Source organism: Phycisphaeraceae bacterium, from assembly GCA_019636795.1.
GTDB lineage: Bacteria > Planctomycetota > Phycisphaerae > Phycisphaerales > UBA1924 > JAHBWW01.
The window spans coordinates 155,743-180,332 of the sequence record JAHBWW010000001.1 but is presented as its reverse complement, the minus strand read 5'-3'; the positions used below and the strand labels follow the sequence as shown (position 1 = coordinate 180,332).

Here is a 24,590-nt window from a genome sequence, read left to right as displayed (position 1 = left end):
TTCCTCAGAGGGCCGGGGCGGCCAGGGCGCTCGGGCCGAGGGTTTGGATCGTCAGGGTGCCGAGTTGGCGGGTCGAAAGATAGGCGTTGACATCGTCGAGCGTGATTGAGTCGAGGCGGGCGGCAATTTCGGCCAGCGAGCGTGGGCGGCCGAGTTTGTACTGGTCGCTGGCGAGGGTGACGGCGCGTGCGGGGCTGGATTCGCCGCTGAAGATGACGCGGCTCTTGAGCCCGACCACAGCCCGTTCGAACTCATCGCGCGTGACGCCGGCGCCGACACGGGCCAGTTCGGCGACGAGGACATCGAGCGATTCCTGTGCGCGTTCGGGCGTGGTGCCGACGTAGCCGGTGATGGAGCCGAACTCGCGGTCTGCGCGGTAACTGGCGCTGACGGAGTAGCAGAGGCCTCGTTTCTCGCGGACCTCGGTGAAGAGTCGGCCGGACATTCCGCCCGAGAGGATGGAGACGACGATTTGTTCGAGATAGGCATCGGGCGACGGGGCGGGTGGGGCATCGTGGACGACGATGATCTGGACTTGATTGGAGCTGTCGTCTTCGTGCGCGTAACCGCGAGGGGCGGGCGGGCCGAGGGTGATTGGTGGCGAAGTGCCAGTCCAGGATTGGAGCAGGGCGTTGATTCGGCTGGAGAGATCGTGGGATTCGACGTCGCCCGCGACAGCGATGATCGAGCCGAGCGGGGCGCAGCAGGTAGCCCAGTGTGAGGTGACGTCATCGAGGGTGAGGGCTTCAAGGTCTTCGGTGGTGCCCATGCCCGAGCGGTTGATGGGTTCGGGGTAGTGTCGGTCGCGGGCAGCAAGAACGGCACGCTGGTGCGGGTCGTCCTTGAGCGACTCGATGGATGCCAGGGCCAGTTCGCGTGCCGGGTCGAGGCTTTGGGGATCGAAGCGGGGGCGAAGCGCAAGATCGGTCAGCAACGGGAGCGCCTCGCCGAGTCGCTGCCCGAGCATGGTGGCGGAAAGCTTCATGTGGATCGTGCCGGCGTCCACTGAACGCGAGAGGCCGAGCATGTCGCAGGCGTCGGTGAAGGCGCGGGAGTCGAGGTTTCCGGCCCCGCGGAGGAGCATTTCACTGGTGACTGCTGACCAACCCAGGCGATCGTGTGGATCCCGGGCGGCACCGGCTGGGAGGAGCCAATTGAGTGCAACGGAGCGCACACCAGAAATTTTTTCGATGACGAGCGTTGTTCCGCAGTCGAGTGTCGTGCTTGAAATCGGATTCATCATGTACTCCGATGCGCTAGAGGGCAAGTTTAGCGGGGCTGCAACGATTCGCGCGCTGTTGCGAGGGAATGTGCGGCAGTAGGTTCAGGATGGCGGTTGTGCACGATCATGTGGCGAACGTTCACGATCTTGATGCGATCGTGCGGGTGTCGTGCGACCTTGCGCGATGCAGAGCGAGTGAAGCCGAGCGATCGCGTGCGCCCGATTGCGTGCTCGTGAGCAGTGCATGACGAGCACATGACTCACGTTGCGTGCGCGTAGAGAGGGGCGACTTGCGAGCGTGCGCGCGCGAGATTGTGTATCTTGAAGGCGCGTGAACTCGGTGTTGAGGGAGCGTATTGGCTTGGATTGTTCAAGTTCAGAGGAAAAGAATTCCGATAAGGCAAACAGTTTCACAACCGATTGTCGGATTGCGAAAGTTCGCAACGACCCGGTGACGTTTGGTTTGCAAACCAGTTTTAGGAGTACGAAGCATGGCCAAGAAGACCGCAAAGAAAGCAAAGAAGAAGACCGCCAAGAAGGCAGCCAAGAAGAAGACTGCCAAGAAGGCAACCAAGAAGAAGGCTGCAAAGAAGACCGCCAAGAAGGCGGCCAAGAAGAAGACTGCTAAGAAGGCAGCCAAGAAGAAGACAGCCAAGAAGGCCACCAAGGTCACTCCCGCGATGTGATCGCTGGCAGATCCAAGCCCATGACGGACCGGTCTCACTGAGGCCGGTCCGCTTGTTTTTGTCGACGGCGCGCGGAGAATACTCCATCGTGACAGACCAAGAAAACAAGGCCAAAACGTGCATGAGGACCTATCGGCAGGGCCGGCTTATTGCGCGACACAGTGATGGGATCGATACACGGGCCGAGGATGTTCGGTTCATTCTCGACCCGGCCGGCGGCGCGATCATCTTTCCGCTCTCGAGCGCGATGATGAGCCTCGAAGAGTGTGTTGTCTATGTTCCCGATGAGTCGCCCGACGACAATGGTGATTGGCTTGAGCTTCAGGTCGAACTCTCGGCCGACGATGAGGTTGATGAAGAGTTGAGAGACCGGCACTATGCGTATCACGATCGAGGGCGGCCTGGCGTATGGGTTCGGGCTCGCGTCGCGGCGTGCCGATTCGGGAGCACGATCATCGATGGCGCGGAGATTGCGCCACCCAACACGCTTGCCCGAATCGAGCCGGCGCTGTGTCGCGCATGCAACGCAGACCGCGCAAAATTGGCGGCGGCATGTTTTGCGCACCGTCGCGTGCACGTGTCCGAAGCGACCACTGTCGGTGTGGATAACTTTGGGGTTGATGTACGAATCGCGCTCGGAGTGCTGCGTGTCGAGTTCGACGCGAGGGTTGATGACGAAGCGTCCGCGCGGCAAGCGATTGCAAGACTGATGGAGACACCCGTATGAATCGCCCTGATTGCCTTCGCGAGGCACACGCGCACCTGTTTCAGCACGGGCGAGCACTGGGAATGGTCGATCTCGCGATGTGCGCGTCGTCGGGCGAAGTGCTCGATCGCGTGCGCGAGCGGGCATCGTGGGGCGAGAACGTCATTCTCGGGCATGGCGCGCGACCAGAATCATGGAATGACCCGCGATGGCCGACGCGCGACGAACTCGAGGCGGCCTCGGGCGACATCCCGTGCTGTCTGTGGTGTTTCGACTATCACGCTTTGATGGCGAATCGTGCCGCGCTGGCTCTGGCGGGCATTGACGGCAATACCCCGAGCCCTGCTGGGGGGTTGATCGAGCGGGACCGTTCGGGTCGGCTGACGGGAGTGGTGTACGAAAGGGCTGCCCAGATGGTGTGGGAGGCAATGCCCGAACCAGAGAGCGATGCTCGCGGTGCGATTCTGAGGGCGGCAATCCACGATCTTTCGCAAACACACGGGTTCGGCGAGATTCACGATCTCAAAACTCAGGAATGGCTAGGCCCCGCTCTTGCGGCGATGGACCGGGAGCAGACTCTTGCCGCGACCTGTGTTCTTTGGCCTCTGGTTCAGGATCTTCGGGTGGTTGCGGAGACTCGAGGGCGGTGGGAAGGCGAGCACGTTCGACTCGGCGGCGGCAAGATCTTCGTCGATGGCACGCTCAACAGCCGAACAGCGTGGATGCTTTCACCGTTCAAAGACGGACGGGTGGAACATCCTTGTGGCCTGCCGATGATGTCGCCGGCGGAGATCGAGGAGGCGGTGCGAGCGTGCGACGCGACCGGAGTTCCGATGGCGGCCCATGCGATCGGGGATGCTGCGGTGCGCGCGGTGCTCGACGCGATCGAGCACGTCAGGCCTCGCACTCCGGGATTTCGGATCGAGCACTGCGAGGTCATTGATGAGGCGGATGTCTCCCGGTTCGCACGACTCGGCGTCATCGCCAGCGTTCAGCCTTGTCACCTGCTCTACGACACAGAGGTGCTCGAACGGGCCCTCCCGCATCGGCTCGATCGTGTCATGCCACTGCGCGAACTGATCGAAGCGGGGTGCACGCCTGGGGTGGGGTTGATTTTTGGGAGCGACACTCCGATAGTCAGGCCGCACCCGCAGGACAGCATTGATGCTGCCACGCGCCGCCGCCGCAACGAGCGCAACGAACAACAAGCGATCGGGCTTGACCAGCGGCTGACCGAGGCGGAGGCATGGGAGTGTTTTCGCGGGGGCATTTGAATTGGTGCTGGTTTCGGGCCCGGCTCGGTGTCAGACCTCTATGATTCTGCGAACGCGTCGCGGATCGAGCGAACACGCCGAAAGGGGCTGACAGATGCGCAGCGACATCTCATACAACAACATCATCGACGGGGAGGAATTCGCTCGTGCCCAGGCGGCGGCGGATGCGGCGGCGGATCTCCCTGGAGATCAGATCGACACCAACCAGTTCTATGTTGCCCAGCAATATGAAAGGTACAGCGAGGAGAACCACGCGGTCTGGAAGATGCTCTATGAACGCCGATGGGACATGCTCGAGCTTCAGGCGTCGCGGACGTTCATCGATGGACTCAAGGCAATTCGTCTGGTCCCAGACCGAGTGCCGCTGTTATTCGGCACGGCTCCTGATCCGTATGACCCCGCGCGTCAGGTCAAGGGAATTAACGAGTACCTTCGGCCTCTGACCGGGTGGCAGAGCCGCGGCGTTCCGGGTTACCTGCCTGCCAAAGCCTTCTTCGCGTGCCTCAGCCGGCGCGAGTTCCCGACGACGATCGTGATCCGCCCGAAGGACAAGATGGACTACCTGCCCGAGCCGGACATTTTTCATGATGTGTTCGGGCATGTGCCGCTGCATGCCGATCCGGTGTTTGCGGAGTTTCTTCAGACCTATGGCCTGGCGGCGCTGCACGCTGGAGATGGGCACGAATTGGCCCTGTCGCGACTGTTCTGGTTTACTGTTGAGTTTGGACTGGTGCACGAAGATGGCCGGCTCAAGATTTACGGCTCGGGGCTGATTTCGAGCCACGGCGAGAGTGAACATGCTCTGACGGCACCCGAAGGGAGAGGCGAAGGCAAGGTCGAGCGCCGACCCTTTGACCTCGAACGGGTCATCGAGACCGACTTCGAGATTGACCATTATCAGCCGATTCTCTATGTGCTCGACTCGTTCGAGCAGCTGCGCGATGCGATGAACTCGTACGCCGAGCGAGTGATGAACCAAAAAAGCGCCACACTGAAAGCGTGATGCAGGACAAACACACAACAGAATGGAGAGCAGACTGATGCGGCCGAATGTCGGAAGTGCGGATCGAGCGGTGAGAATCTGGGGAGGAATAGCGTTCCTGTCGATTGCCATTCTGGGCCTTGGGCTTTTTGACGGGATGATCGGCGGGATCGTGTGCGCGACGGTTGGCGCGATCATGCTCATCAGCGGTGCTGTCGCGTATTGCCCGGGCTATGCGATCGTCGGCATGGGGACTTGTCCGGCTCCGAAGGACAAGCGGGCTCAGTGACAGCACCCGTTGCCCGGCCGGCAGCAATGTCCACTGTTGGGAGCCGAAGGTCGAGCGCGGCCGCTGCTGACGAAACTCAGGCTGATGACCTTTTCAACCGGCTCACTGGCGGGTGTCGGGCCGGGGTCGATCGAGGCGAGAGTGCAGAGTTCGCCCCAGGTGCGGATCTCGTCTGACATGGAGTGCTCGACCTCGACCAGTCGCTGATTCGCAGGGCATCGATATTCATACTGCGGCACGACAACCTCCTCGCCAACGCATGAAGTATTGACACGCTCGTCGCAGGCGGCGACAGTCTTCGCATACAATTAGGAATGACCACTGTGCCGACGGGACGAGAGAAGACGGACGCAACCTGGACCACCCAGGACGCATCGGATTTGTATGGCATTGATTCCTGGGGCCAAGGGTACTTCTCGGTCACAGACGCCGGAACGATCGCGGTGCGCCCCGCGCGAGACGAAGAGCACCAGATCGATCTCTATGAACTCGTCGAGGGCTTGCGTGCGCGTGGGATTCACACGCCAGTGCTCCTGCGGTTTACGGATCTGCTTAAGAGCCGCCTGACGGAACTGCGCGACGCTTTTGATACGGCCATCCGAGAAAATGAGTATGGCGGCTCGTACACCTGCGTGTATCCGATCAAGGTCAACCAGCAGCGACCCTTGTGCGAGGAAATCCGCGACTTCGGTGATGTGCTGGGATTCGGACTTGAGGCGGGCTCCAAGCCCGAACTGTTGGCGGTCCTCGGCCTGACGGAGAACCGGCCGAACATGCCGATCGTGTGCAACGGCTTCAAGGATCAGGAATACGTCGAGACGGTGGTCCTTGCGACCAAGCTTGGCCGGCGCATCGTGCCTGTGGTCGAGCAAGCGATCGAACTCGACCTCATTATTGAGCAGGCAAACCGCTATGGCGTGAGGCCGATGATCGGGGTGCGCATCAAGCCCTCAGCCCGAGGCGCGGGCAGGTGGGAGTCTTCGGGCGGGATGCGGTCCAAGTTCGGGCTGCAAGTGTCGGAAGTTCTGGCGGCACTCGAGAAGCTCCGGAACAACGACATGCTCGACTGCCTCCGCCTTGTGCACTTTCATGTCGGGAGCCAGATCTGCGACATACGCCAACTCAAGAACGCCATCAGTGAACTGGCGCATACCTATACCGAACTGCGGCGCCTGGGCGCAACACAACTGGACATGATCGACATCGGCGGCGGGCTTGGCGTTGATTATGACGGCAGCCAGTCGAGCTGGGCTTCGAGCGTGAACTACTCTGTGCGTGAGTATGCGTCGGACGTGGTGTATCGCATCAAGGCGGCCTGCGACGATGTCAACCAGCCCCATCCGATGATCGTGAGCGAATCGGGGCGTGCGATGGCGGCCTATTCGAGCGTGCTGGTGGTGGATGTGCTTGGCAAGAGCCACTTTCCATCGGACCCCGATCTGCCATGGATTCGGCGCACGATCGATGCCGAGCGCGCCAGCGGGCAGGAGATTCCTCAGCCCGTGATCGACCTGCTCGATGCCTACGAAGGAATGGCCACACGCGAGGCTCTAGAAAACTACCACGACTCGATTCAGGCCCGCGATGAGGCGATGACGCTCTTTGGCATGGGGTATATGTCGCTTCCGATGCGGGCGGTGACCGAGCGACTGTTCTGGGCCATTGGGCGGAAAGTGATTCAGATCACAGACGAAGACCCCGAGAGTGCATTGGCCGACCAGATCGGCGACCTCGGGGAACTGCTCAGCGACATTTATTTCTGCAACTTCAGCCTGTTTCAGTCACTGCCCGATTCGTGGGCGATCGATCAGTTGTTCCCGATCGTTCCGATTCAGAGGCTCAATGATCGGCCGAGGCGACGCGCGATTCTGGCAGACATCACCTGCGATTCTGATGGGCAGATCAGCCGGTTCTCGAGCACCGAAGGACAGAAGGCTAAAAAAACGCTCGAACTGCATGAGCTTCGCGGAGAACAGCCTTATTACCTCGCCTTCTTTCTGGTTGGGGCTTATCAGGAAGTGCTCGGCGATCTGCACAACCTCTTTGGCGATACCCATGCGGTCCATGTTTCGCAAGAAGAGGACGGCTCGTGGTCCATCGGCGAAGTGGTCGAGGGCGATACGGTGCGCGAGGTGCTCAGTTACCTCCAGTTTGACCCTAGCGATCTGAGGCGGGCCATGCGCCGCGACACCGAGCGGGCAGTGCGCGAAGGTCGCATGAGTGTCGAGGAAAGCCGGGCACTTCTGACCTTCTACGAAAGCGGCCTAGAGGGATATACCTATCTTGAATAGGCCACAATCATTATAGGACGTGTGTCTGCCCTAAGGCCCCGATAAGTCCTGTTGTGGAACGGATTAGAGAGGAAAATTGTGCCATTTTTCTTGCATTCGTGACTTCAGCGTGTGTGGGGCAGATCCTTTACGCTTAGACTACACGAGGCGATCGGATTCTCGTAAGGCGAAGTGGCGCCTGATCCGTCGTGGGACTGGTTTTTAGAGAGATGAGGAGAATACACATGATGAAGAACGTGATGATTGCTGGTGTGGTTGCGCTCGCATCGGGTGCGATGGCGTCGGTCTACGACAACGGCGCGATGGATTTCCTGAATGGCAACGAGATGACGCAGTGGCTGCAGACCGAGGATTTCGTGCTCAGTTCCAGCGCGAACATTACCGGCGCGACTTTCGGGCTGCTCAATACATTCGCTGGCTCCAACAACTCGAATTGGGACGGCTCGCTGCAGTGGTACATCTTTGATACCAATGCTGGAGTTCCGGGCAATGTGATCGCCACTGGAAATGCCCAGAACATTCAGATCAGTTTCGTGGGCAACGTGTTTTGGGACTTCTACGACGTGTCGTTCAGCTTCGGACAGAGCGTCGCCCTGAACAGCGGCACCACATATCACTTCGGCCTGCACATGGCAGCCGACTACAACAGCCGCGACGAACTCTACTGGGCGTCGACCGCCAACAACGCGACACAGACCGGCTGGGAGTCTGATGGCGGCACCATGAACAACTGGTCCAACAACGGCGTCGAGCACGCATTCACGCTCGTCCCCGCTCCGGGCGCTCTGGCGCTGCTGGGCTTTGGCGCGGTCGCCGGCCTGCGTCGTCGTCGCTAAGCCGTTTCTGACGACTTGGTTCGTTTTATTCCGGGCGGCGCGACATGCGTCGCCCGGTTTCTTTTTGTGGATGCCATGCGAGGCGGGAGTGACACCGCCCCAGGCCGAAACCAAGGGGCCAGAGTTCCTACAATTGAGTTCATCAGGCCCGCCACCCCCGGGCCTCGTGATTTCCTGTCGCCACGGGGGGCTGGCGACGAACAACGAAAGCGCGCATCGCGCACGGGAGACATCGATGACCACGCCAACACCGTTCACCAAGACCGACCTGCTTGCCAATCCGATTCAGCACGTCGACATCACGCGCTTTGACGCCCGCTCGATCATCGACGCCTACGAGCAGACAGCGTTTCAGGCACGCAACACAGCGAGGGCTGCCCGCATCTACAGCCAGATGCTTGGCGACAGGGATTGTGTGGTGATCCTGACGCTTGCCGGCTCGCTCATTTCGGCGGGGCTGAAGAAGACCATCATCACACTGCTCGAACACAACATGGTCGATGCGATCGTGTCGAGCGGGGCGAACATTGTCGATCAGGACTTCTTCGAAGGCCTGGGCTTCAAGCACTATATCGCTCCGGGCAGTCCCGAGAGCCCGCCCGTCGATGATCCGACGCTGCGCGACATGGCGATCGACCGCATTTACGACACCTATATCAATGAGGACGAACTGCGCGTCTGCGACGACACAACCAAGGCGGTGTTCGACAGCCTTGAACCGGGGGCGTATTCGTCGCGTCAGTTGATCGCCGAACTCGGGCGATATCTCGACCAGCACCACCCGAAGAACGAATCGGTCGTGCTGACGGCGTATCGCCGGGGCGTGCCGATCTTCTGTCCCGCGTTCAGCGACTGCTCGGCGGGCTTCGGCGTCGTGCTGCATCAGGCCGAGCGGGCAGCCGCGGGCAAGCCTTCGGTCTCGATCGACTCGGGCCGTGACTTTTATGAACTGACGAAGATCAAGCTGCACACGATGGAGCACGGCGGCGACACGGGGCTGCTGATGCTCGCGGGCGGCGTGCCCAAGAACTTTGTGCAGGACATCGTGGTCTCGGCTGAACTGCTCGTCGAGAAGGGCCTGGCGCCCGAAGGCGAGACGCCGATGCACAAGTACGCGGTACAGATCACGGCTGCCGATGTGCGCGACGGCGCGCTGTCGGGCTCGACGCTGCGCGAGGCGTGCAGCTGGGGCAAGGTCGATGTGGTGTACGAGCAGATGGTCTTCGGCGAGGTCACGAGCCTCTTCCCGCTGATTGCGTCGGATGCGTATCACCGCAAGGCCTGGGCCAAGCGCCCGCAGCGGAAACTGGCGGAGTTGTTTGAGGCGGCGGCGGTGTGAAAGTCTTCAGTCGGCGGCCTTGGTTCTGAATCCTCGCTTTCGTACTTGTCTGATCCGGGCACGAACCGATGGCGCGGTTTCTGTTGCTTCGCCGTCGGCTAGCAGGCGCTCGGCTTCTTCGCGATACGCCGGGTGGAAATACGCGAGGCGCGCAAAGCCGTTGTAAGCCCAAGCGCGAACGAACTTGTTTTCGTCCGCCATACAGCGCTCGACCAATCGCTTGATGTCACGAACCGATTCCTTCGGGAGCACGACGAGATCCATGATCTGGAGCATGTGAAGCCGGGCTTCCCAATGCTCAAAGTCGCGAGCACGGGCAAAAAACTCGCGGGCTTGTGCGTGCGAGCATGTGCCGCCCGAGTCGAGGTGGTGCTTGAGCAGCCACGAGGCGGCTCTTTCGAAGTCAGGAATGGCAGCAAGCCGAGTGATGGTGGCAACGAAGTTCCGGCGGGAGGAATGTTGGTCGTAGATCTGCCGGATCGATGCAGCGTCCTTGTTGTCCCACTTCGCGAGCGCCGTGCGTAACGGAGATGCAGCCATCGTTGCAGTGTACCGCAATCGGCAGAAGTTTCGAGAGCCAGCCGCGGATCATGGCGTGCCCCAACAATCCCCCATGCACGAATCCGATCTTCTCCGCCACATCGAGTCCACGGCTGCCGACCTGACCGGTTTCGCCGGGGCGTTCGGGCGTGTGCTCGTCGGGCCGGGCGATGATTGTGCGGTGGTGCAGACGCCGGGCGGCGAGGTGCTGCTCGCGACGGTCGATCAACTCGTCGAAGGGCGGCACTTCTCGCCGGGCACACCGATCGACCTGATCGCGCGCAAGGCGGTTGCACGGTCGGTGTCGGATATCGCTGCGATGGGCGGCTCGCCCGCGTGGGGGTTGGCGACGGGGCTGCTGCCGAGTGGGTTCGAGCATGGCCGCGCGCTCGTCGATGCGCTTCATGCATGGGCGAGGCATTGGGGTTGCCCGCTGATCGGCGGCGACATCGCGGCCGGGCCGGGGCCATTGAGCCTGACGGTGACCATCGTCGGTCGGATGGAGGCGGGTGTGGCACCGCTGCTGCGGAGCGGGGCGAAGGCTGGCGACCTTCTGTATATCACGGGCCCGATCGGCGCGAGTTTCGAGAGCGGTTGGCATCTGAACTTCGAGCCTCGTGTTGAGGCCGGGCGCGCGGCGGCAGCGTGCCCGCGCGTGCATGCGGCGATCGACATTTCGGACGGCCTCGGGCGCGATGCCGCACGCCTTGGGCATGCCTCAGGCGTTCGGCTGGAGATTGATGCAGCGGCGATCCCGCTCCGCAAGGCGGGGCAGGCGTGGCGTATCGCGGCTGGAGCGGGAGAGGACTACGAACTGCTCCTGGTCATTGAGCCCGGCAGCGATGGTTTTGAGAGCGAGCAAGGCCTGCTCGGTCCGATCGGGCGCGTGCGGGCGTGCTCACCGGGCGAAACGGGCGGCGCGAGCATTATCGACGCTGACGGAACGCATGACGCAGCGGAACTGGGATGGGATCACAAGTAAGCGATATGGCGATCTAGCGAAGCGCTACATCGCGAAAGCCCGCGTCAACGAGCATCTCCTGCACACGAACGATCGCGTCGTATGACACACTGGATTCGGGCTCGATGATGATGCGTGTGTGAGCGACCGCAGCCCCGAGCGATTGGGCGGCGACGGTCGCTGCATCGGCAAGGACATCGACTCCCTGTCGGTCAAGCCCCAGGCCGGAAACGAGCACCCCGGCGGGCGAGGGCGCCAGCGTGATGAGCAACTCTGCCGGTCCCAGGGTGAAGGTTGGTGGGGCGTCGCGGCGATCGGGCGCGACTTGGGCTCGCAGGATCCACTCGGGCCCCACCAGCGCGGTCGAAGCCATGAAGAAGACGAGGATGACCATCACGACATCGACCATGGGCGTCATGTTGGGGCCGAAGTGCGTCTGCCATGTGTGAAGGGCGTTGCGTCGGCGGAAAGGCGCGCTCATGGCGATTGCTCCGTCGCGAGCTCGATGACGCGAACCTCTGCGTCGCGGCAAGCCTGAATGACGGGGCGGACCACCGCATACATCGCACCGCGATCGGCCCGCAGGCGCACGCGTCGGTCGGGGTGCAAGCCGAGTTCGCCCGCGAGCAGGCCGGCCAACGCGCCCACCGCCGTCGGCCTCCCATCGAGGAGCACCACACCAGACTGGTCAACGGTGATGATGATCGGGTCGGAGTGTTCGTGAATTGTTTCGCCGGTGCGCGTCTGGGGCAGGTCGATCTCGCCGCGCCGATCGAGCACGAGCCGCCCGACAAGCAGGAAGAAGATAATCAGGCACATGACCACGTCGATAAGCGGTGTGACGTTGATGTGTCCGCTCGGCTGCTGCTGCACGATGGATACCGCGCGGCGTCTCATGGCACCTTGTTCTCGCGTGCGACCAGATCAATCACGCGATCGACAGCGGCTGAGGCTTCGGCCATCGCGCGCGTGCAGATTCGATCAGCAATGCCACGATACACGCCAAAGACGAGCAGGCACGGCACAGCCAGGAGCAGACCGAGCAGCGTGTGAAACAGGGCTTTGGAGATACCTAGCGAGAGATCGGTCGGCCCGGCCTGCCCGCCTGTTGCGCCGAGCGATGTGAAGGCCAGGATCATGCCCCACACGGTGCCCGCAAGCCCCACAAGCGGGCCGAGGTTGCCGATGACATTCAAGAGTTCAAGCTTGCGAAAGCATCGCGCAGACTCGATGCTGGCGGCCAGTTCTGCAGCGTCACGCATGGCCTGCGGACCGAGTGCACGCTGCGACAGAGCGGCTTCGACCGTGCGCGAGACAAACGCCCGATCATCAGCCACCGCGTTCGTCACCAGAGCGATGCGACCTCCCTCGATCGCGCGCGTCAGCGCTTGTGTCGAACGGTGCGGCTGAATCACGCCCTGCCGCACGTCGAGCACCACTCGCACGATCCACGCCACCGCCACCAGCGAGCCGATGAGCAGAGCGACAGAAAAGAGATCGAAACTCTGTCTGAACAGAGGCCAGAGCCCGAGTTCCTGAGCCTGGGTTGCGAGGGTTGAGATCTGCGGCGAGGCGAGGCGGGCAAGCGTTCCGTGCATGACACGATCTTACAGATGTTCCTCGTAGTCTGCCTGATCGGCCGGTCGATCAACCTGATACGACTCGCTGAACCATCGGTAGAGGTCGGCCCAGCGAGCCCGTTCGCTGCTGAATGGATAATGCGGATTGTCGGGCGAGACGGCTTCCCCGGTTACAGGGCATGTCGTGGGCCGGAGTTTCGCAGGGCTGGCGGGCGCATCCAGAGCAAGCGCCCGATCCGCCCAGCCTTCGGGCATTGTGAGCGTGATGCGCCGCTCTGACTGGCCGATGTGCTCGATATCGATGTTCAGCCCCTCGCGTGCGAGCAGGTGTTCGATGCGTTCGGCCCACTCGATAAGCACAATCGCGTCCGCTCCGGCCAGCGCATCCCAGCCGAGGAGTTCGAGTTCCTCCGCATCGCCGCCGAGGCGGTAGGCGTCCATATGCACAATCCGCACTCCGTGAGCGCCCCGGTATTCATTGGCAATGACAAAAGTCGGGCTTGAGACTTCGGCAGGGTTGGCTCCCAATGCCTCTGAGAGCGCCCGAATCAGCGTTGTCTTGCCGGCTCCGAGCATTCCTCTCAGCCTCACGATGTCGCCGGGGCGCAACACGGCGGCGATCTGCCGAGCCAGGTCGCGCGTGTGCTCGGGGCTTGTGGATTCGAGAATAATCTGCGGCATGGCTGATTGTTGCGCGGCACACGCAGGGACGCGCACAAGGCGTCCTACCCTGTCGGCATGGATCGCAGGCTCGCAACCGACACCGACGACGGCATGCTGCTCATCATCAGCGGGCCCAGCGGTGTCGGTAAAACCACCATTACCCGAGGCGTCGAACGCGGCATCGCGGGCTCCGTCTTCAGCGTCTCGGCCACGACCCGGCCAAAAACCGCCTCCGATGTCGAAGGCGTCGATTACCACTTCGTCGATGACGCCGAGTTCGACCACATGATCGAGAACGATGAGTTTCTCGAATGGGCCGATGTCTTCGGCAAGCGCTACGGCACGCCGCGGCGGTGGGTCGAGGAGCAGTTGACGCGCGGCAGGCTGGTCATCCTCGAAATCGATGTCAAGGGCGCGCAGCAGGTCAAACAACGCATGCCCGACGCCTTTGCGATCTTCGTTCTCCCGCCGAGCGAAGAAGAACTGCTTGTGCGACTTCGCGGCCGAAAGAGGGAGTCGGAGGAACTCATCCAGAAGCGCTTCGCCGAAGCCCGCAGCGAAATCGCCGAGGCTCGCGCGGGGGGGTTTTACGACGCGTTCATCGTTAATGCGCAGTTGGATGAAGCGATGGCCGAGGCGATCAGGCTCGTTGGGAAACGAAGGGCGAGTGGGCGAGCGTGAATCTGCGGCGGGGGGTATTGGGCCCGCATGTTATTCGTCTTGAAGTTCACGCCAGAGTGTTGGGGCTCGTTTGTGTAACTCCTCGATCCGACGGGTTACTTCATCGAGGCCTTCGCGCGTGCTGGCGATGAAGAGCGAGCGGCGATACACAGAACATTCGAATGGATACAGCATTTCGGCGTCCGTGAATCCGGCTAGATCGGTAATTGTCCATTCAAGGATCCAGTCGAGCAGGTTTTGGTCCGTCTGTTCCAGTCGGGCATCCTCGTTGGCGACACGAACAGCATCAATCGTTGAGCCCAGGTCAAACTGTCGTATATAACCCGTCTGGCCATCCTCCATAACAAGCTGAATATCCGGGATGCCGGTCGAACCGGTGTCGGGTCGCCAGTTCGCGGGCTGCCAGAGGTGTCGCAGGCCTTCTCGAACCAACTCGTCTCCGCGATCAGTCGCGAGATAGGCCACATATTCAGAGATTTCGGGCCACCACCTAGAACTCCGGAGGTTAACTTCCAAACACACTTCAAGGTCAAAGCGGCTGGGACATTGGATCCCACGCATGAGCGTTGCGATCCACCCGCTGCTCTCAATCGATTCGATGATGGCCGGTGCTTCAATGTACCACGCGCCTTCGCCCGGGCAAGGATCCTGTCGGCCATAGGTATGCACAAACGCAGTACACCAGTCGTGGCATCGGTGTCGCTTCCATTGACGATCGTTGCGATCCGGCGCGCGCACAAAACGCCACTTCCAGCCTTCAGAAGAATTCGCTTCCGCTCTATTTCTCAGGTTGAGGACCCATAGGTACTCCTGCCACTCGCGCATGCCAATGGTGTCAGCCCTGTAGAGCAGTTCGCGAGTAAGCGGCGCGGTCGAACCCTTGTATCCTCCCGCCTTGTACCACGCATCCGCCGACTGAGGCAGCACAACCAGCACCGTCGTCGGCACATATCCCATCCAGCCGCGCTCGCGGAAGCGCCAGTGGAAGGCCAGTGCGTACCACGAAATGCTCACAAGGCCGAGACTGAGCGCCGCCATCACCCATCGCCTGCGTGTATACAGCAGTTGTCGCGCTCGCGCGTGCTGCCGCCCGCACTCCGGGCACACGATTGAGCCGTTGGCCGCAGCAGGAATGCCCTCCATCCGATACCGGCACTTGCGACACCGCGGGCGCCCGCGCGCCCGATCCCAGAACAGCGCCCAGCAAAACACGATCGCGCCCGCGCCAAGCAGCGCCCACGCAAACCAAGCCAGGTTGACGACAATCCATCCCATGTGCACAGCCTATCCGCGATCGCCGCTGCTGTGTTCCCGCTCTCCGGCCATTCTCGCTTCGCTGCCTGTTGGGGTTCGCTGGCGGGCTTGAGACGCTAATCTTTGCTCATGCCCCACCTCAACTATCAGACCGCCGGCGAAAGCCATGGCCCCGCGCTCGTCACCACCATCACCGGCCTCCCTGCCGGGCTCGCCCTTGATATGGACCTGATCAACGGCGAACTGCTCCGCCGCCAGGGCGGGTACGGCCGGGGCGGAAGGCAGAAACTGGAAACCGACGAAATGACCTTTCTCTGTGGCGTGCGGCTGGGGCGGACGATCGGGGCGCCGCTGGTGTTTTCGATCGCCAACCGCGACAGTCGGCTCGATGACCTCGTGCGTACGCCGCCGGTGCATCGCCCGCGCCCGGGGCACGCTGATCTCGCGGGCAGCATCAAGTGGCTGACGACCGATTGCCGCGAAACGCTGGAGCGGGCCAGCGCCCGCGAGACCGCCAGCCGCGTAGGTGCAGGGGCGATCGCGAAGTGTCTGCTGCGCGAGTTCGGGATCGAGGTCTTCGGCTTCGTGCGGCAGATCTATGACGCGCGGACCGATGTCGATGTCACGCCCGAGAACTGGCAAAGCCTGGTCGCGGTGCGCGACGCGAGCGATACCTACACGCTCGACGAGGCTGCGACCGACGCCCAGCGCCGCGCGATTCGCCAGGCCAAGGAAGATAAGGACACCGTGGGCGGGCACGTCGAGTGTCATGTCTTCGGCTGTCCGCCTGGCATCGGGTCGAGCATGGACTGGACCACCAAACTCGACGCGCGCATTGCCTACGCCGTGATGGGTATTCAGGCGTTCAAGGCGGTGCAGATTGGCGCCGGTGTGCGCGCGGGCCAGACGCGCGGGAGCGACCTGCACGACCCGATTGCCTTCGACCCGGCGCGCAAGGGCGACCACACGCTCGGGTTCGTGCGCTCGCGCAACAACGCCGGCGGCCTGGAGGGCGGCATGACCAACAGCCAGCCCATCGTCGTCACCGGCACGATGAAGCCCATCGCCACGCTGCTCCAGGGCATGCCCAGCGTCGACCTGAACACCAAGCAGCCCGAGCGCAGCCAGTACGAACGCAGCGATGTCTGCGCGGTTTCGGCGGCGAGCGTGGTGATGGAAAACGTCGTGGCTTTCGAGGTCGCCCGGTGCTTCATCGACAAGTTCGGGAGCGACTCGATGATGGAACTGAAGCAGAACGTCGAGGCGTATCTACAGACGGCGAGAAGGTTACCGCTGGAGTGAAGTATCGCCGACACCATAGACGCGGTGCACATCGTGACGAACTGTCCCTTCTGCCGCTACGACCTCTCCGGAACGCGCTCTTGCGAGCGCTGCCCCGAGTGTGGCAATTGTGTTGTGCCAGACCACATTCTGGCGATCATGAACCACCCCATGCTCCGGGACGAACTGGCTCTCTGCATACTCGCAGCGATAGGCTGGTTCATTACAGCGGCGGTGTTTCTGCTCGCATTTGCTTTGACCCGCGGCCGACTCTTCATCATGCTTCCTGCAGCGGGGGCTGCATGTGCCCTTGGCGCAGCCAGCATCTGGCTCAGTAGTTTGAGCCGCCGGCGCTGGCCAGCACACTTTGCTCGATGCCCGCCTAGCGAGGTCCGTCATTCCGCGTGGTACACACCGATCGCTCTGTATATGATGGCGGCGTTTTTCGTGCCCACAATTGGGAGTTGCATGCTGTTGATATCCCCCTGATTCAACGACACAATCGCTCGGCCCAGAGTTACAACGACTCTTCAATATCCGCCCCCAGCCCCGCCAGCAGATCCCGCGTCACAGGCCCAACAGTGCCGCCCCCCACCGCCTCGGCCTCGATACGCACCACCGGCAGCACGCCCCAGCTCGAATTCGTCAGAAACACTTCGTCGGCATCAAGAAGATCATCGATCGAGAGCATCCGTCGCGCACAACCGATGCCCTTGGCTGCGGCAATCTCGCTCACCGCTTCGCGCGTCACGCCCGGCAACACCGGGCTCGGGAGGGCGTTGGGTTCTTCCTCGCCGCGCGCGATCGGCGTGTGCAGCGTCCAATCCTTGACCAGAAACACATTGCTCACACATCCGCCCGCGAGGTGATTGGTTACCTGCATGACGATGGCTTCGCCCGCCCCCTTGCTCGCGGCTGCCTGCAACTCACGCAACCTCATCCAGTAGTTCAGAGTCTTGTGCCCGGCGAACGGGTCGAGCGGGTTGACGCGGGCATCGGCAAGTGTGGCGCCGACGCCTTGCTCAAACATAGCCAGCGGGTACGACGTCGCTGGTTGCACACTGATGATCACAGTCGGCGTGTGGTTCGTTTTTCCGCCGATTTCGAGCAGATTCAGGTCGCCGCCCGTCAGCGTCAGCCGCACGCGCGCCCGCGCATATCCAGCCTTGGAAATCGCTTCTTCGACCGATTCAGCGAGCGGCTCGATGCGCACATCGTTGCTCAGCCCAAGTTCTTTAGCCGAACGGGCCAGACGTTCGAGGTGCTCGCGAAGCCGATACACGCGCACATCGCCGGAGGTGTCGAGCAGGCCGAGCATGGTTTCGAACAAACCCACGCCATGCAACAGCCCGGCATCGAATGCCGAAACCTGCGCCTCCTGGCGATCCATCCAATGACCCTGCACAAACACAATTGGTTGGCCCATGATCGGAGTGTATTGACAAAAAAGTCGCCGGGCGGCAAGATGGGCATCTGCCGCCCGGCTCGGCGTGGGAAGAAAGGAGTTTGTCAAAGGCCTGGTGCTTTTCGCGTGATGCGCCACATCACAGCCAGCGCTCGGCCTGCCAGCATTTCCAACAAAATGCGGGTCGCGGCGGTGCAAACACGCGACCCACATCCGCCGCAAGGGCGGACCCCTCTCTCCACCCGTTTCCACTCCCGTGCAGCGGGAAACGGGCGACTCGGACCATTGATTGATGCAGGTGCTCCTACCCACCCGGCATCAGACTACCACTCTCATCAACGCTCGCTCGGCATCGCTCATGCCAAACAAACCACCACACGCAACCTCCGCGCGGTTTCCCGCGCTCCGCCATCAGTTTCGAAGTTCTCGATCGTGGAGCGAATGCTCCGGGCCACTATCGGGGGATCGGAATCGAACCCGCGAATCCTCGCCAAGCGGTATTCTCGCTCTGGCTCAGTCAAACTCCCATCAATTTCCCGCAACCTCTTAGACACAAGGCTGTACGACGCACTGCCGATTTCGGTTTCACGATTTGTTGTAAGTTGTTCACTCAGCAAAGGATCGGTGCCGCCGCCGAGGGCGGATTCCGCCGGAGCAGCGGTTTCACGCGTGAATCGCCATGGAACCTGAGTTTGAAGGCAGCCCGAACTTCCTAACTTACCCCGACTTTCTCTCGAACTTAAAACTCTGACCTTGATGCGATACCACCACCACGTCCCCTGACCCGAGTTCCCCTGCAAGGATCTTGCTCGCCAGCGGGTTCTCGAGTCGGTGCTGGATTGTCCGCTTCAATGGCCGAGCACCGTACGCCGGATCCCAGCCCTCGGCGATCAGGGCCGCCTTGGCCTCATCACTCAGGTCGATTGCCATGTCGCGCTCGGCAAGGCGCCTGCGGAGGTGTTGCAGCTGAATCTCCAGGATGCTTCCCATCGTCTCGCGCCGCAGTTGATGAAACACCACCACTTCGTCGATGCGGTTAAGCAGTTCAGGCCTGAAGAACTGCTCGCGCACCCCCACATTCAACTGCCCCTGCATGCGCCCGCGTTCGAGAGCCTCTTCGGGTGACAAGCCTGAAGCGTCAAAGTCCGCGCCTGGGCCACGACGGATCAGATCACGCACCGCGGCTTCGATCTCCCAGTCCTCCGCTCCGCGCTCGGTCATGTCCTGAATCTTCTGGCTGCCCAGGTTGCTCGTCATCACGACAATCGTGTTGCGGAAGTCGACGGTGCGTCCCTGCCCGTCGGTCAGTCTCCCGTCATCAAGCACCTGGAGCAGCACGTTGAACACATCCGGATGTGCCTTTTCGATTTCGTCAAGCAGAATCACGCTGTAAGGCCTGCGCCGCACAGCCTCGGTCAATGCGCCGCCTTCGTCGTAGCCGACATACCCCGGAGGCGCACCGATCAATCTCGCGACGGCGTGTTTCTCCATGTACTCGCTCATGTCGACGCGCACGAGCGCCTCTTCGGTGTCAAAAAGGAACTCGGCCAGAGCCTTGCAGGTTTCTGTCTTGCCCACGCCGGTAGGCCCAAGAAACAGAAAACTCCCGATCGGCTTAGTCGCATCGCTCAGTCCGGCCCGACTGCGACGGACCGCGTCCGACACCGCGCGCAGCGCGTCATTTTGCCCCACGACGCGCTGACGCAGGTGTTCTTCCATGCGAGTCAGTTTCTCGCGTTCGCCCTCGACCAGGCGACTGACGGGGATGCCTGTCCACCGCCCGACGATCTCGGCAATCTGCTCGGCATCCACTTCTTCCTTCACGAGCGCTCCGCCTCGCTCCTGCCGCTCGTCGAGCACCCTCTCTGCCTGTTCCAGCTGCACATGCATATCGCGCAGGTCGCCGTACTGGATTCGGGCAGCCGCTTCGAGGTCGCCGCGGCGCTGCGACTGCTCCAGTTCCACGCGTTTTGCGTCGATTTTCTCCTTAAGCGACTTGACGGTATCGAGATCCTTCTTCTCTGCCTCCCACTGGGCCGTCAGCGCGCGGTTCTGCTCCTGGAGTTCGCTCAGGTCGCGCTCGATTCGTTCGAGTTCACGGCCTTCGGTTGTTTTTTTGTCGCCCTGGCCGATGCGAATGGCCTCGCGCTCCATTTCAAGCTGCATGATCTTCCGCCGCAGTTCATCGAGTTCGGTCGGCATGCTGTCGTTCTCGATCCGCAGGCGCGATGCGGCCTCGTCCACAAGATCGATCGCCTTGTCGGGCAGGAATCGGTCCGCGATGTACCGATGGCTCAGCCGCGCGGCCGCCAGAATCGCATCGTCGCGAATACGCACGCCGTGGTGCGCTTCGTAGCGCTCTTTGAGTCCCCGCAGAATCGCGACAGTCTCTTCGACGCTGGGCTGGCCCACATAGATCGGCTGGAAGCGCCGCTCGAACGCCGGATCCTTCTCGACGTGCTTGCGATATTCATCGAGCGTTGTCGCGCCGATCGCGCGCAACTCGCCGCGAGCCAGTGCCGGCTTGAGCAGATTCCCAGCGCTCACCGCCCCCTCTGCCGCCCCGGCGCCGATGATCGTGTGCAGTTCATCAATGAAGAGAATGATCCGCCCTTCGCTGGCCTGCACTTCGCGCAGCACCGCCTTGAGACGCTCCTCGAACTCGCCGCGGTATTTCGCGCCCGCGAGCAACTGCCCCACATCCAGCGCGATGATCCGCATCGAGCGCATCGAGTCCGGGCAGTCGCCATTGACGATTCGCAGCGCCAGACCCTCAGCGATCGCGGTCTTGCCCACGCCGGGCTCGCCGATCAAAACCGGGTTGTTCTTCGTGCGGCGGCTGAGCACCTGCATTGTCCGCCGAATCTCCTCATCTCGCCCGATGACCGGGTCGAGCTTGCCTTGCTGTGCCTTGTCCGTCAGGTCGATGCCATACTTCGAGAGAGCCTCATAACTCGACTCCGCGTTTGGGTCATTGACACTGCTGACTCCCGACACTTTGCGAATCTGCTGCACCGCAGCCTCGATGGCTTTGCGATCAAGTCCCAGAACCGTCAACAACTCCTTCGCAGGTCCCGAAACCTCTGCCAATGCCACAAGCAGGTGCTCGGTCGAGACATAGGCATCCTTCATGCGTGAGGCAGCGGCGTCGGCAGCGGTCAGCACATCCATGATCGCCCGCCCCGACGATCCCGCTCCCGAGCTTGTCTTGGGCAGGCGACCGAGCTCGCTCTCGGCCAGCGACGCAATTCGCCCTACGTCCGCTCCTGTGCGAGCCAGGATCGACCACGGCGCGCCGTTGCGATCGCTCAGCAGCGCTCCCAGAACGTGCAGCCCGTTCACCTCGGGGCTTGAGCGGCGCGAAGCATCGGCCTGGGCGTCGGCCAGGGCCTGTTGGGCGAGCGTTGTAAAGCGATCCATGCGCATGATTCACTCCTCGGAGAACACCTGTTCTCTCAAAGGCTTGTGCAATCGCTGCGCCAGTTGCTGTCGCCCCTATGCCCTTGCCAGCGGGTTTGTATGCCCTTCCGCGCTGCCGAAGTGGCAGGCGATGGGGATTTTCCAGCCAGTGTGCCCGGCCAGCGATTGGGGAACAAAAGTGGGTCAAGCCGATTGGTCGGCACCAGTCGATCTGGAATGTCCGAACCCCGATTCAAGGTGGGTACCATTGCAGCGATTCCGGAACTTCCCCGACGAGGGGGCGTGTTCGTCGTTCGTGATCCCGGTTCCCGATCGAGGGTTCAAAGGCTCGGACATTCACCAAACCGCCTGGACGCCGACCAATCGGCCTGACAGGAAGCACCATACCAGAATCTACCCCTCGGGTCGAGACCAATTTTCCGATTCTTTCGCGAAGTTTGTGTTCTGGTTCGGCATGGTCCGATGAAACAGAATGGGAAACTTCGCGTAAGGAATCAGCAGTGCAATTTGACCTTGCGCCGGGTTCCCGCCACAATCAACCCCGGTCAGCGACCTCGCAGAGGTCGAGGTAGAGCACAGAACCCGTCAGCCAGGAGGCAGAACATGAAGAACCGCCGTTGTCTTTTCGTCGCGTCGATGCTGGGCTCTGCTGCCGTTCTGCTTGGGGGGTGCGCCAGTGGCGGCTCGACCAAGAGCACGGATGTCCGCCATATCCGCTCGAATTTGACCCCCGGCCTCTCGACCAGTGCTCAGCGGCACACCGAGGTCAACAACTCTTTGGCCATCATGTCCAACCAGCACTTCCGCCTCCTGCACGAAGACCTTGGACGGACCCTGATGTATCTCGACCGCCCGTCGCGTCTGACGCCGGCTCCGGTTGCGCACTGACCGGGCATCGCACAGCATGTGTACAGTTTGTTGATGAATCCAAAACCGGCGCTAGCGCCGGTTTTTTTTTTCGAGACCACAGCCGCTTACAGCAGCTCGATGACCTCGAACGTCTTGATCCCTCGAGGGGCTTTGACCCGCACCTGTTCGCCGACACGGGCTTTCATGAGGGCTTCACCCATCGGGCTTGACGCGGTCACCTCGATGTACTCGAGCGTGATGCTCCCGCTTGTTTCCCCGACCAGCCGGTAGACATCCTCGTCGCCTGTGGTCACATTGCGAAGCTTGACGACGGATCCGATGAACACGACCTCTGCCGACTTGGCCGCGGAGTTGTCAACGACCTGGGCGCGCGCAAGGCGGTCTTCGAGCCGACGGATCTCGGCCTCTTCGAGGCCTTGCTGCTCACGGCTTGCGTGATATTCGGCGTTCTCCTTGAGATCACCCAGTGCGCGAGCTTCCGCGATACGCTCGGAGATGACCGGGCGATTGGCCCGCAACTCATCGAGACGGCGCTCGAGCTTTTCCTTTTCCTCGCGCGTCAACAGTTCCATGCGATCTCCTTCGTTCCGACGGGCCGCGACAGCAACCCTCAAACCAGACACTATGCCTTGCGACCCGAGCGTGCGACCTCAATGCCCAACGCGGCCATCCACGCACACGCACCAACCAGAGCCGTCACGGCGATGCTCAACCAGTGGGTGGCCCGAATGACCAATACGCCCGATGGCGGATGTTCCCGAGACAACTCGTGGACGGCAGTAATGGGTGAGACCATAATTGCCCACCCCGTTCCGCTGGCTGGACCAATATCAATCATACCCGAAGCAAACAGGACAAGTGGCAGGCCGATGAACAACCCGAGAATGGTGATCATCCATCCAGCCCGCCGCAGATCGATTTGTGATCGCGGCGACTCAAGCAGGTATGCAAAGCACAATGCCGCACCAACAACGGTCGTCCATGCTGCCTGACACAGACTCACCGCGCTCGCCTGCTCAACGGTCCACTGTGCAAGCATGCGCAGCGTTTGAGGCCAGATCAGCGCCTGCACCGGCAGGACCACGATGAACAGGTCGTGGGCGATGTGCGAGCAGATCGAGCCGCGGGGACGCTCCTGGCACAAGCGCACCATCGGCCACAAGATCACCATTCCCACCGTCACTGAAACGATCAGAATGCGCACAGCAGGTTGATAGATATCCTCGGTCACGATTCGCGCAGGCCCAAGCGACGCGAACATAATCAGTGTCGAGACCATCAGGAACACTGTCCACGCGAGCGCAAACGTGCGAGGCTCGCCACGGCGATGGTCCCAGGTCTGTCGTCCCGCTGGAGGCCGCCCAAAGAGATCGAGATCCTGCGCTGCCATTCTTCGCTTCACGGGTTGATGTCCAGGCCCTCTCGAAGTGGGAGTGGGCCATGAATCTCCATGCGGGCGCTGTTGCCATCGATGCGACCATCTTTGCGGAACAGGCTGCTCAATCGCTGGAGTTTGACCTCGGTTGTCACTTCGCCGGGCTTGAACTGCCCAGGAGGCGCGCCCCACACGACACGTGATTCGGTCGGCGTGATGATTTCGAGAACACCCTGACGCGCCATCAGCCGCACATCGATCGCGCCGACCTGATGAAAATATGGTTCGTTGACCAGCACACGAAGCAGCGCGAGCGCTGCCTGCACGTCTGTTCCGGGCCATGCCTTCATGTACTTGGTCTCGGGGTTCGGATCGGCTGGTGCCAGACCCGCACCGAGAATTGCCTTGACCTCGGCGGCTCCGGGCGCGAACACCATCGGCATGATCATTCCATCCCAGCTGATCAGATGATCGCGCCCATTATGATTGACGACAGCTGCCGGGACGCGCCACTTGCCGCGAATCTGGACCCGGTCGCGCCCGACACGCTGCACCTTCGGCGAGCCATCAAACCACCCGCAGCGTTCGAGCATGCGTCCAACATCGGCCAGCGCAGCGGCGCTGAGCGGGTCGCGCCCCCGCAGCAGCCCGAGGCTGCGCTCGATCAACGCGTCAATTTCAGATTGAGGCACCCAGCGCAAGCCTTCGGTCGAAACTGGAGGCGTGAGTTCGATCGTGATCGCGTCCTGCACAAGGAGTTCTCGTGCGGTCTGATCGAGGTGCTTGACGCCGAAGGTCATGCCCGTTCCCATCGCGATGACGCAGAGGCCGGCCACGATTGGAGACGCGATACGCCATACCTTGCCCCAGTCAGTCGAGGAAGCGGCGCGCGATGCCTTGCGAGATGATTTCTTGCGTGTTCGAGCCATACTTGT

At 61.7% G+C, this 24,590-nt stretch carries 25 protein-coding genes and 1 other RNA gene; 12 read left to right on the top strand and 14 right to left on the bottom strand.

Going from position 1 to position 24,590, the window contains the following annotated elements:
- Positions 1-4: 4 nt before the first annotated feature.
- Positions 5-1,240 carry an insulinase family protein gene (locus KF757_00785; GenBank protein ID MBX3321502.1) on the bottom strand — a complete coding sequence of 412 codons (1,236 nt, stop codon included), beginning with the start codon at positions 1,238-1,240 and terminating at the stop codon, positions 5-7.
- 473 nt (positions 1,241-1,713) lie between these two features.
- Between KF757_00785 and KF757_00780 the strand changes: the two genes are divergently transcribed.
- The 5 genes from KF757_00780 to KF757_00760 all read left to right on the top strand — a co-directional run bounded on the left by KF757_00780 (position 1,714) and on the right by KF757_00760 (position 5,159).
- On the top strand, positions 1,714-1,908 hold the full coding sequence (locus KF757_00780; GenBank protein ID MBX3321501.1) for a hypothetical protein: 195 nt from the start codon (positions 1,714-1,716) through the stop codon (positions 1,906-1,908).
- An 88-nt stretch (positions 1,909-1,996) separates the two neighbouring features.
- On the top strand, positions 1,997-2,635 hold the full coding sequence (locus tag KF757_00775; GenBank protein MBX3321500.1) for a hypothetical protein: 639 nt from the start codon (positions 1,997-1,999) through the stop codon (positions 2,633-2,635).
- A complete protein-coding gene (locus tag KF757_00770) occupies positions 2,632-3,888 on the top strand; it encodes an amidohydrolase family protein (GenBank protein MBX3321499.1) in 1,257 nt (418 codons plus the stop codon). The genes KF757_00775 and KF757_00770 overlap by 4 nt, the downstream gene beginning before the upstream one ends.
- 94 nt (positions 3,889-3,982) lie before the next feature.
- Positions 3,983-4,891 (top strand): phenylalanine 4-monooxygenase, encoded by a 909-nt coding sequence (locus KF757_00765; GenBank protein MBX3321498.1) that lies wholly within the window; start codon positions 3,983-3,985, stop codon positions 4,889-4,891.
- Between the two features lie 37 nt (positions 4,892-4,928).
- A complete protein-coding gene (locus KF757_00760) occupies positions 4,929-5,159 on the top strand; it encodes a DUF2892 domain-containing protein (protein MBX3321497.1) in 231 nt (76 codons plus the stop codon).
- Here the strand turns inward: KF757_00760 and KF757_00755 are convergent.
- Positions 5,153-5,398, bottom strand: a complete 246-nt coding sequence (locus KF757_00755) for a hypothetical protein (GenBank protein MBX3321496.1) — start codon at positions 5,396-5,398, stop codon at positions 5,153-5,155. The genes KF757_00760 and KF757_00755 overlap by 7 nt on opposite strands.
- A 75-nt stretch (positions 5,399-5,473) precedes the next feature.
- Between KF757_00755 and speA the strand changes: the two genes are divergently transcribed.
- From speA to KF757_00740, 3 genes are all read left to right on the top strand, one after another.
- Positions 5,474-7,450: a biosynthetic arginine decarboxylase gene (speA, locus tag KF757_00750; protein ID MBX3321495.1), complete on the top strand. Its 1,977-nt coding sequence runs from the start codon at positions 5,474-5,476 to the stop codon at positions 7,448-7,450.
- Positions 7,451-7,674: 224 nt separating this feature from the next.
- Positions 7,675-8,286: a PEP-CTERM sorting domain-containing protein gene (locus KF757_00745; protein MBX3321494.1), complete on the top strand. Its 612-nt coding sequence runs from the start codon at positions 7,675-7,677 to the stop codon at positions 8,284-8,286.
- 235 nt (positions 8,287-8,521) lie between these two features.
- On the top strand, positions 8,522-9,625 hold the full coding sequence (locus KF757_00740; protein ID MBX3321493.1) for a deoxyhypusine synthase: 1,104 nt from the start codon (positions 8,522-8,524) through the stop codon (positions 9,623-9,625).
- A gap of 6 nt (positions 9,626-9,631) precedes the next feature.
- Here the strand turns inward: KF757_00740 and KF757_00735 are convergent, their stop codons facing one another.
- Positions 9,632-10,165 carry a hypothetical protein gene (locus KF757_00735; protein ID MBX3321492.1) on the bottom strand — a complete coding sequence of 178 codons (534 nt, stop codon included), beginning with the start codon at positions 10,163-10,165 and terminating at the stop codon, positions 9,632-9,634.
- Between the two features lie 73 nt (positions 10,166-10,238).
- On the opposite strand from KF757_00735, the gene thiL reads away from it, so the two are divergent.
- Entirely contained in the window at positions 10,239-11,147 is a 909-nt protein-coding gene (thiL, locus tag KF757_00730) for a thiamine-phosphate kinase (protein MBX3321491.1), read from the top strand.
- Between the two features lie 13 nt (positions 11,148-11,160).
- On the opposite strand, the gene KF757_00725 is transcribed toward thiL, so the two are convergent.
- The 4 genes from KF757_00725 to tsaE are packed head-to-tail and all read right to left on the bottom strand — an operon-like array spanning position 11,161 to position 13,387.
- Entirely contained in the window at positions 11,161-11,607 is a 447-nt protein-coding gene (locus tag KF757_00725) for a biopolymer transporter ExbD (protein ID MBX3321490.1), read from the bottom strand.
- Positions 11,604-12,023, bottom strand: coding sequence for a biopolymer transporter ExbD (locus KF757_00720; GenBank protein MBX3321489.1), 420 nt, complete (start codon positions 12,021-12,023; stop codon positions 11,604-11,606). The genes KF757_00725 and KF757_00720 overlap by 4 nt, the downstream gene beginning before the upstream one ends.
- The gene (locus tag KF757_00715) at positions 12,020-12,724 is read right to left on the bottom strand and encodes a MotA/TolQ/ExbB proton channel family protein (GenBank protein MBX3321488.1); all 705 of its coding nucleotides are present in this window, start codon (positions 12,722-12,724) and stop codon (positions 12,020-12,022) included. The genes KF757_00720 and KF757_00715 overlap by 4 nt, the downstream gene beginning before the upstream one ends.
- A 9-nt stretch (positions 12,725-12,733) precedes the next feature.
- On the bottom strand, positions 12,734-13,387 hold the full coding sequence (gene tsaE, locus KF757_00710) for a tRNA (adenosine(37)-N6)-threonylcarbamoyltransferase complex ATPase subunit type 1 TsaE (protein ID MBX3321487.1): 654 nt from the start codon (positions 13,385-13,387) through the stop codon (positions 12,734-12,736).
- A 57-nt stretch (positions 13,388-13,444) separates the two neighbouring features.
- Here tsaE and gmk point away from each other — a divergent pair, with 57 nt between their 5' ends.
- Positions 13,445-14,050, top strand: coding sequence for a guanylate kinase (gmk, locus tag KF757_00705; GenBank protein MBX3321486.1), 606 nt, complete (start codon positions 13,445-13,447; stop codon positions 14,048-14,050).
- Between the two features lie 30 nt (positions 14,051-14,080).
- Here gmk and KF757_00700 read toward each other — a convergent pair whose 3' ends face one another.
- Positions 14,081-15,325, bottom strand: a complete 1,245-nt coding sequence (locus KF757_00700; GenBank protein MBX3321485.1) for a hypothetical protein — start codon at positions 15,323-15,325, stop codon at positions 14,081-14,083.
- Between the two features lie 108 nt (positions 15,326-15,433).
- Between KF757_00700 and aroC the strand changes: the two genes are divergently transcribed.
- Positions 15,434-16,606: a chorismate synthase gene (gene aroC, locus KF757_00695; protein ID MBX3321484.1), complete on the top strand. Its 1,173-nt coding sequence runs from the start codon at positions 15,434-15,436 to the stop codon at positions 16,604-16,606.
- 496 nt (positions 16,607-17,102) lie between these two features.
- On the opposite strand, the gene KF757_00690 is transcribed toward aroC, so the two are convergent.
- The 3 genes from KF757_00690 to ssrS form a co-directional block, all read right to left on the bottom strand.
- The gene (locus KF757_00690) at positions 17,103-18,011 is read right to left on the bottom strand and encodes an aminotransferase class IV family protein (GenBank protein MBX3321483.1); all 909 of its coding nucleotides are present in this window, start codon (positions 18,009-18,011) and stop codon (positions 17,103-17,105) included.
- 696 nt (positions 18,012-18,707) lie between these two features.
- On the bottom strand, positions 18,708-21,416 hold the full coding sequence (locus KF757_00685; GenBank protein MBX3321482.1) for an AAA family ATPase: 2,709 nt from the start codon (positions 21,414-21,416) through the stop codon (positions 18,708-18,710).
- A gap of 175 nt (positions 21,417-21,591) precedes the next feature.
- A non-coding RNA gene (gene ssrS, locus KF757_00680) (6S RNA) lies at positions 21,592-21,783 on the bottom strand.
- A gap of 230 nt (positions 21,784-22,013) precedes the next feature.
- On the opposite strand from ssrS, the gene KF757_00675 reads away from it, so the two are divergent.
- Positions 22,014-22,298, top strand: coding sequence for a hypothetical protein (locus KF757_00675; protein MBX3321481.1), 285 nt, complete (start codon positions 22,014-22,016; stop codon positions 22,296-22,298).
- Between the two features lie 86 nt (positions 22,299-22,384).
- Here the strand turns inward: KF757_00675 and KF757_00670 are convergent, their stop codons facing one another.
- Genes KF757_00670 through KF757_00660 form a run of 3 tightly spaced genes read right to left on the bottom strand, consistent with a single transcriptional unit; the run spans position 22,385 to position 24,584 of the window.
- Positions 22,385-22,852: a transcription elongation factor GreA gene (locus KF757_00670; GenBank protein ID MBX3321480.1), complete on the bottom strand. Its 468-nt coding sequence runs from the start codon at positions 22,850-22,852 to the stop codon at positions 22,385-22,387.
- Between the two features lie 50 nt (positions 22,853-22,902).
- Complete coding sequence (locus KF757_00665; GenBank protein ID MBX3321479.1) at positions 22,903-23,670, bottom strand: hypothetical protein; 768 nt, start codon at positions 23,668-23,670, stop codon at positions 22,903-22,905.
- 8 nt (positions 23,671-23,678) lie between these two features.
- Positions 23,679-24,584, bottom strand: a complete 906-nt coding sequence (locus KF757_00660; GenBank protein MBX3321478.1) for a hypothetical protein — start codon at positions 24,582-24,584, stop codon at positions 23,679-23,681.
- Positions 24,585-24,590 lie beyond the last annotated feature (6 nt).

Bases quoted from the DNA above. Each gene is read 5' to 3' on its own strand.
- KF757_00735 (MBX3321492.1), bottom strand. From the start codon at position 10,165: ATGGCTGCATCTCCGTTACGCACGGCGCTCGCGAAGTGGGACAACAAG.
- gmk (MBX3321486.1), top strand. From the start codon at position 13,445: ATGGATCGCAGGCTCGCAACCGACACCGACGACGGCATGCTGCTCATC.
- KF757_00785 (MBX3321502.1), bottom strand. From the start codon at position 1,240: ATGAATCCGATTTCAAGCACGACACTCGACTGCGGAACAACGCTCGTC.
- KF757_00690 (MBX3321483.1), bottom strand. From the start codon at position 18,011: ATGGGCCAACCAATTGTGTTTGTGCAGGGTCATTGGATGGATCGCCAG.
- thiL (MBX3321491.1), top strand. From the start codon at position 10,239: ATGCACGAATCCGATCTTCTCCGCCACATCGAGTCCACGGCTGCCGAC.
- KF757_00675 (MBX3321481.1), top strand. From the start codon at position 22,014: ATGAAGAACCGCCGTTGTCTTTTCGTCGCGTCGATGCTGGGCTCTGCT.
- KF757_00715 (MBX3321488.1), bottom strand. From the start codon at position 12,724: ATGCACGGAACGCTTGCCCGCCTCGCCTCGCCGCAGATCTCAACCCTC.
- KF757_00770 (MBX3321499.1), top strand. From the start codon at position 2,632: ATGAATCGCCCTGATTGCCTTCGCGAGGCACACGCGCACCTGTTTCAG.
- KF757_00660 (MBX3321478.1), bottom strand. From the start codon at position 24,584: ATGGCTCGAACACGCAAGAAATCATCTCGCAAGGCATCGCGCGCCGCT.
- KF757_00725 (MBX3321490.1), bottom strand. From the start codon at position 11,607: ATGAGCGCGCCTTTCCGCCGACGCAACGCCCTTCACACATGGCAGACG.
- KF757_00665 (MBX3321479.1), bottom strand. From the start codon at position 23,670: ATGGCAGCGCAGGATCTCGATCTCTTTGGGCGGCCTCCAGCGGGACGA.
- KF757_00740 (MBX3321493.1), top strand. From the start codon at position 8,522: ATGACCACGCCAACACCGTTCACCAAGACCGACCTGCTTGCCAATCCG.
- speA (MBX3321495.1), top strand. From the start codon at position 5,474: ATGACCACTGTGCCGACGGGACGAGAGAAGACGGACGCAACCTGGACC.
- aroC (MBX3321484.1), top strand. From the start codon at position 15,434: ATGCCCCACCTCAACTATCAGACCGCCGGCGAAAGCCATGGCCCCGCG.
- KF757_00745 (MBX3321494.1), top strand. From the start codon at position 7,675: ATGATGAAGAACGTGATGATTGCTGGTGTGGTTGCGCTCGCATCGGGT.
- KF757_00760 (MBX3321497.1), top strand. From the start codon at position 4,929: ATGCGGCCGAATGTCGGAAGTGCGGATCGAGCGGTGAGAATCTGGGGA.
- tsaE (MBX3321487.1), bottom strand. From the start codon at position 13,387: ATGCCGCAGATTATTCTCGAATCCACAAGCCCCGAGCACACGCGCGAC.
- KF757_00670 (MBX3321480.1), bottom strand. From the start codon at position 22,852: ATGGAACTGTTGACGCGCGAGGAAAAGGAAAAGCTCGAGCGCCGTCTC.
- KF757_00765 (MBX3321498.1), top strand. From the start codon at position 3,983: ATGCGCAGCGACATCTCATACAACAACATCATCGACGGGGAGGAATTC.
- KF757_00780 (MBX3321501.1), top strand. From the start codon at position 1,714: ATGGCCAAGAAGACCGCAAAGAAAGCAAAGAAGAAGACCGCCAAGAAG.
- KF757_00720 (MBX3321489.1), bottom strand. From the start codon at position 12,023: ATGAGACGCCGCGCGGTATCCATCGTGCAGCAGCAGCCGAGCGGACAC.
- KF757_00685 (MBX3321482.1), bottom strand. From the start codon at position 21,416: ATGCGCATGGATCGCTTTACAACGCTCGCCCAACAGGCCCTGGCCGAC.
- KF757_00700 (MBX3321485.1), bottom strand. From the start codon at position 15,325: ATGGGATGGATTGTCGTCAACCTGGCTTGGTTTGCGTGGGCGCTGCTT.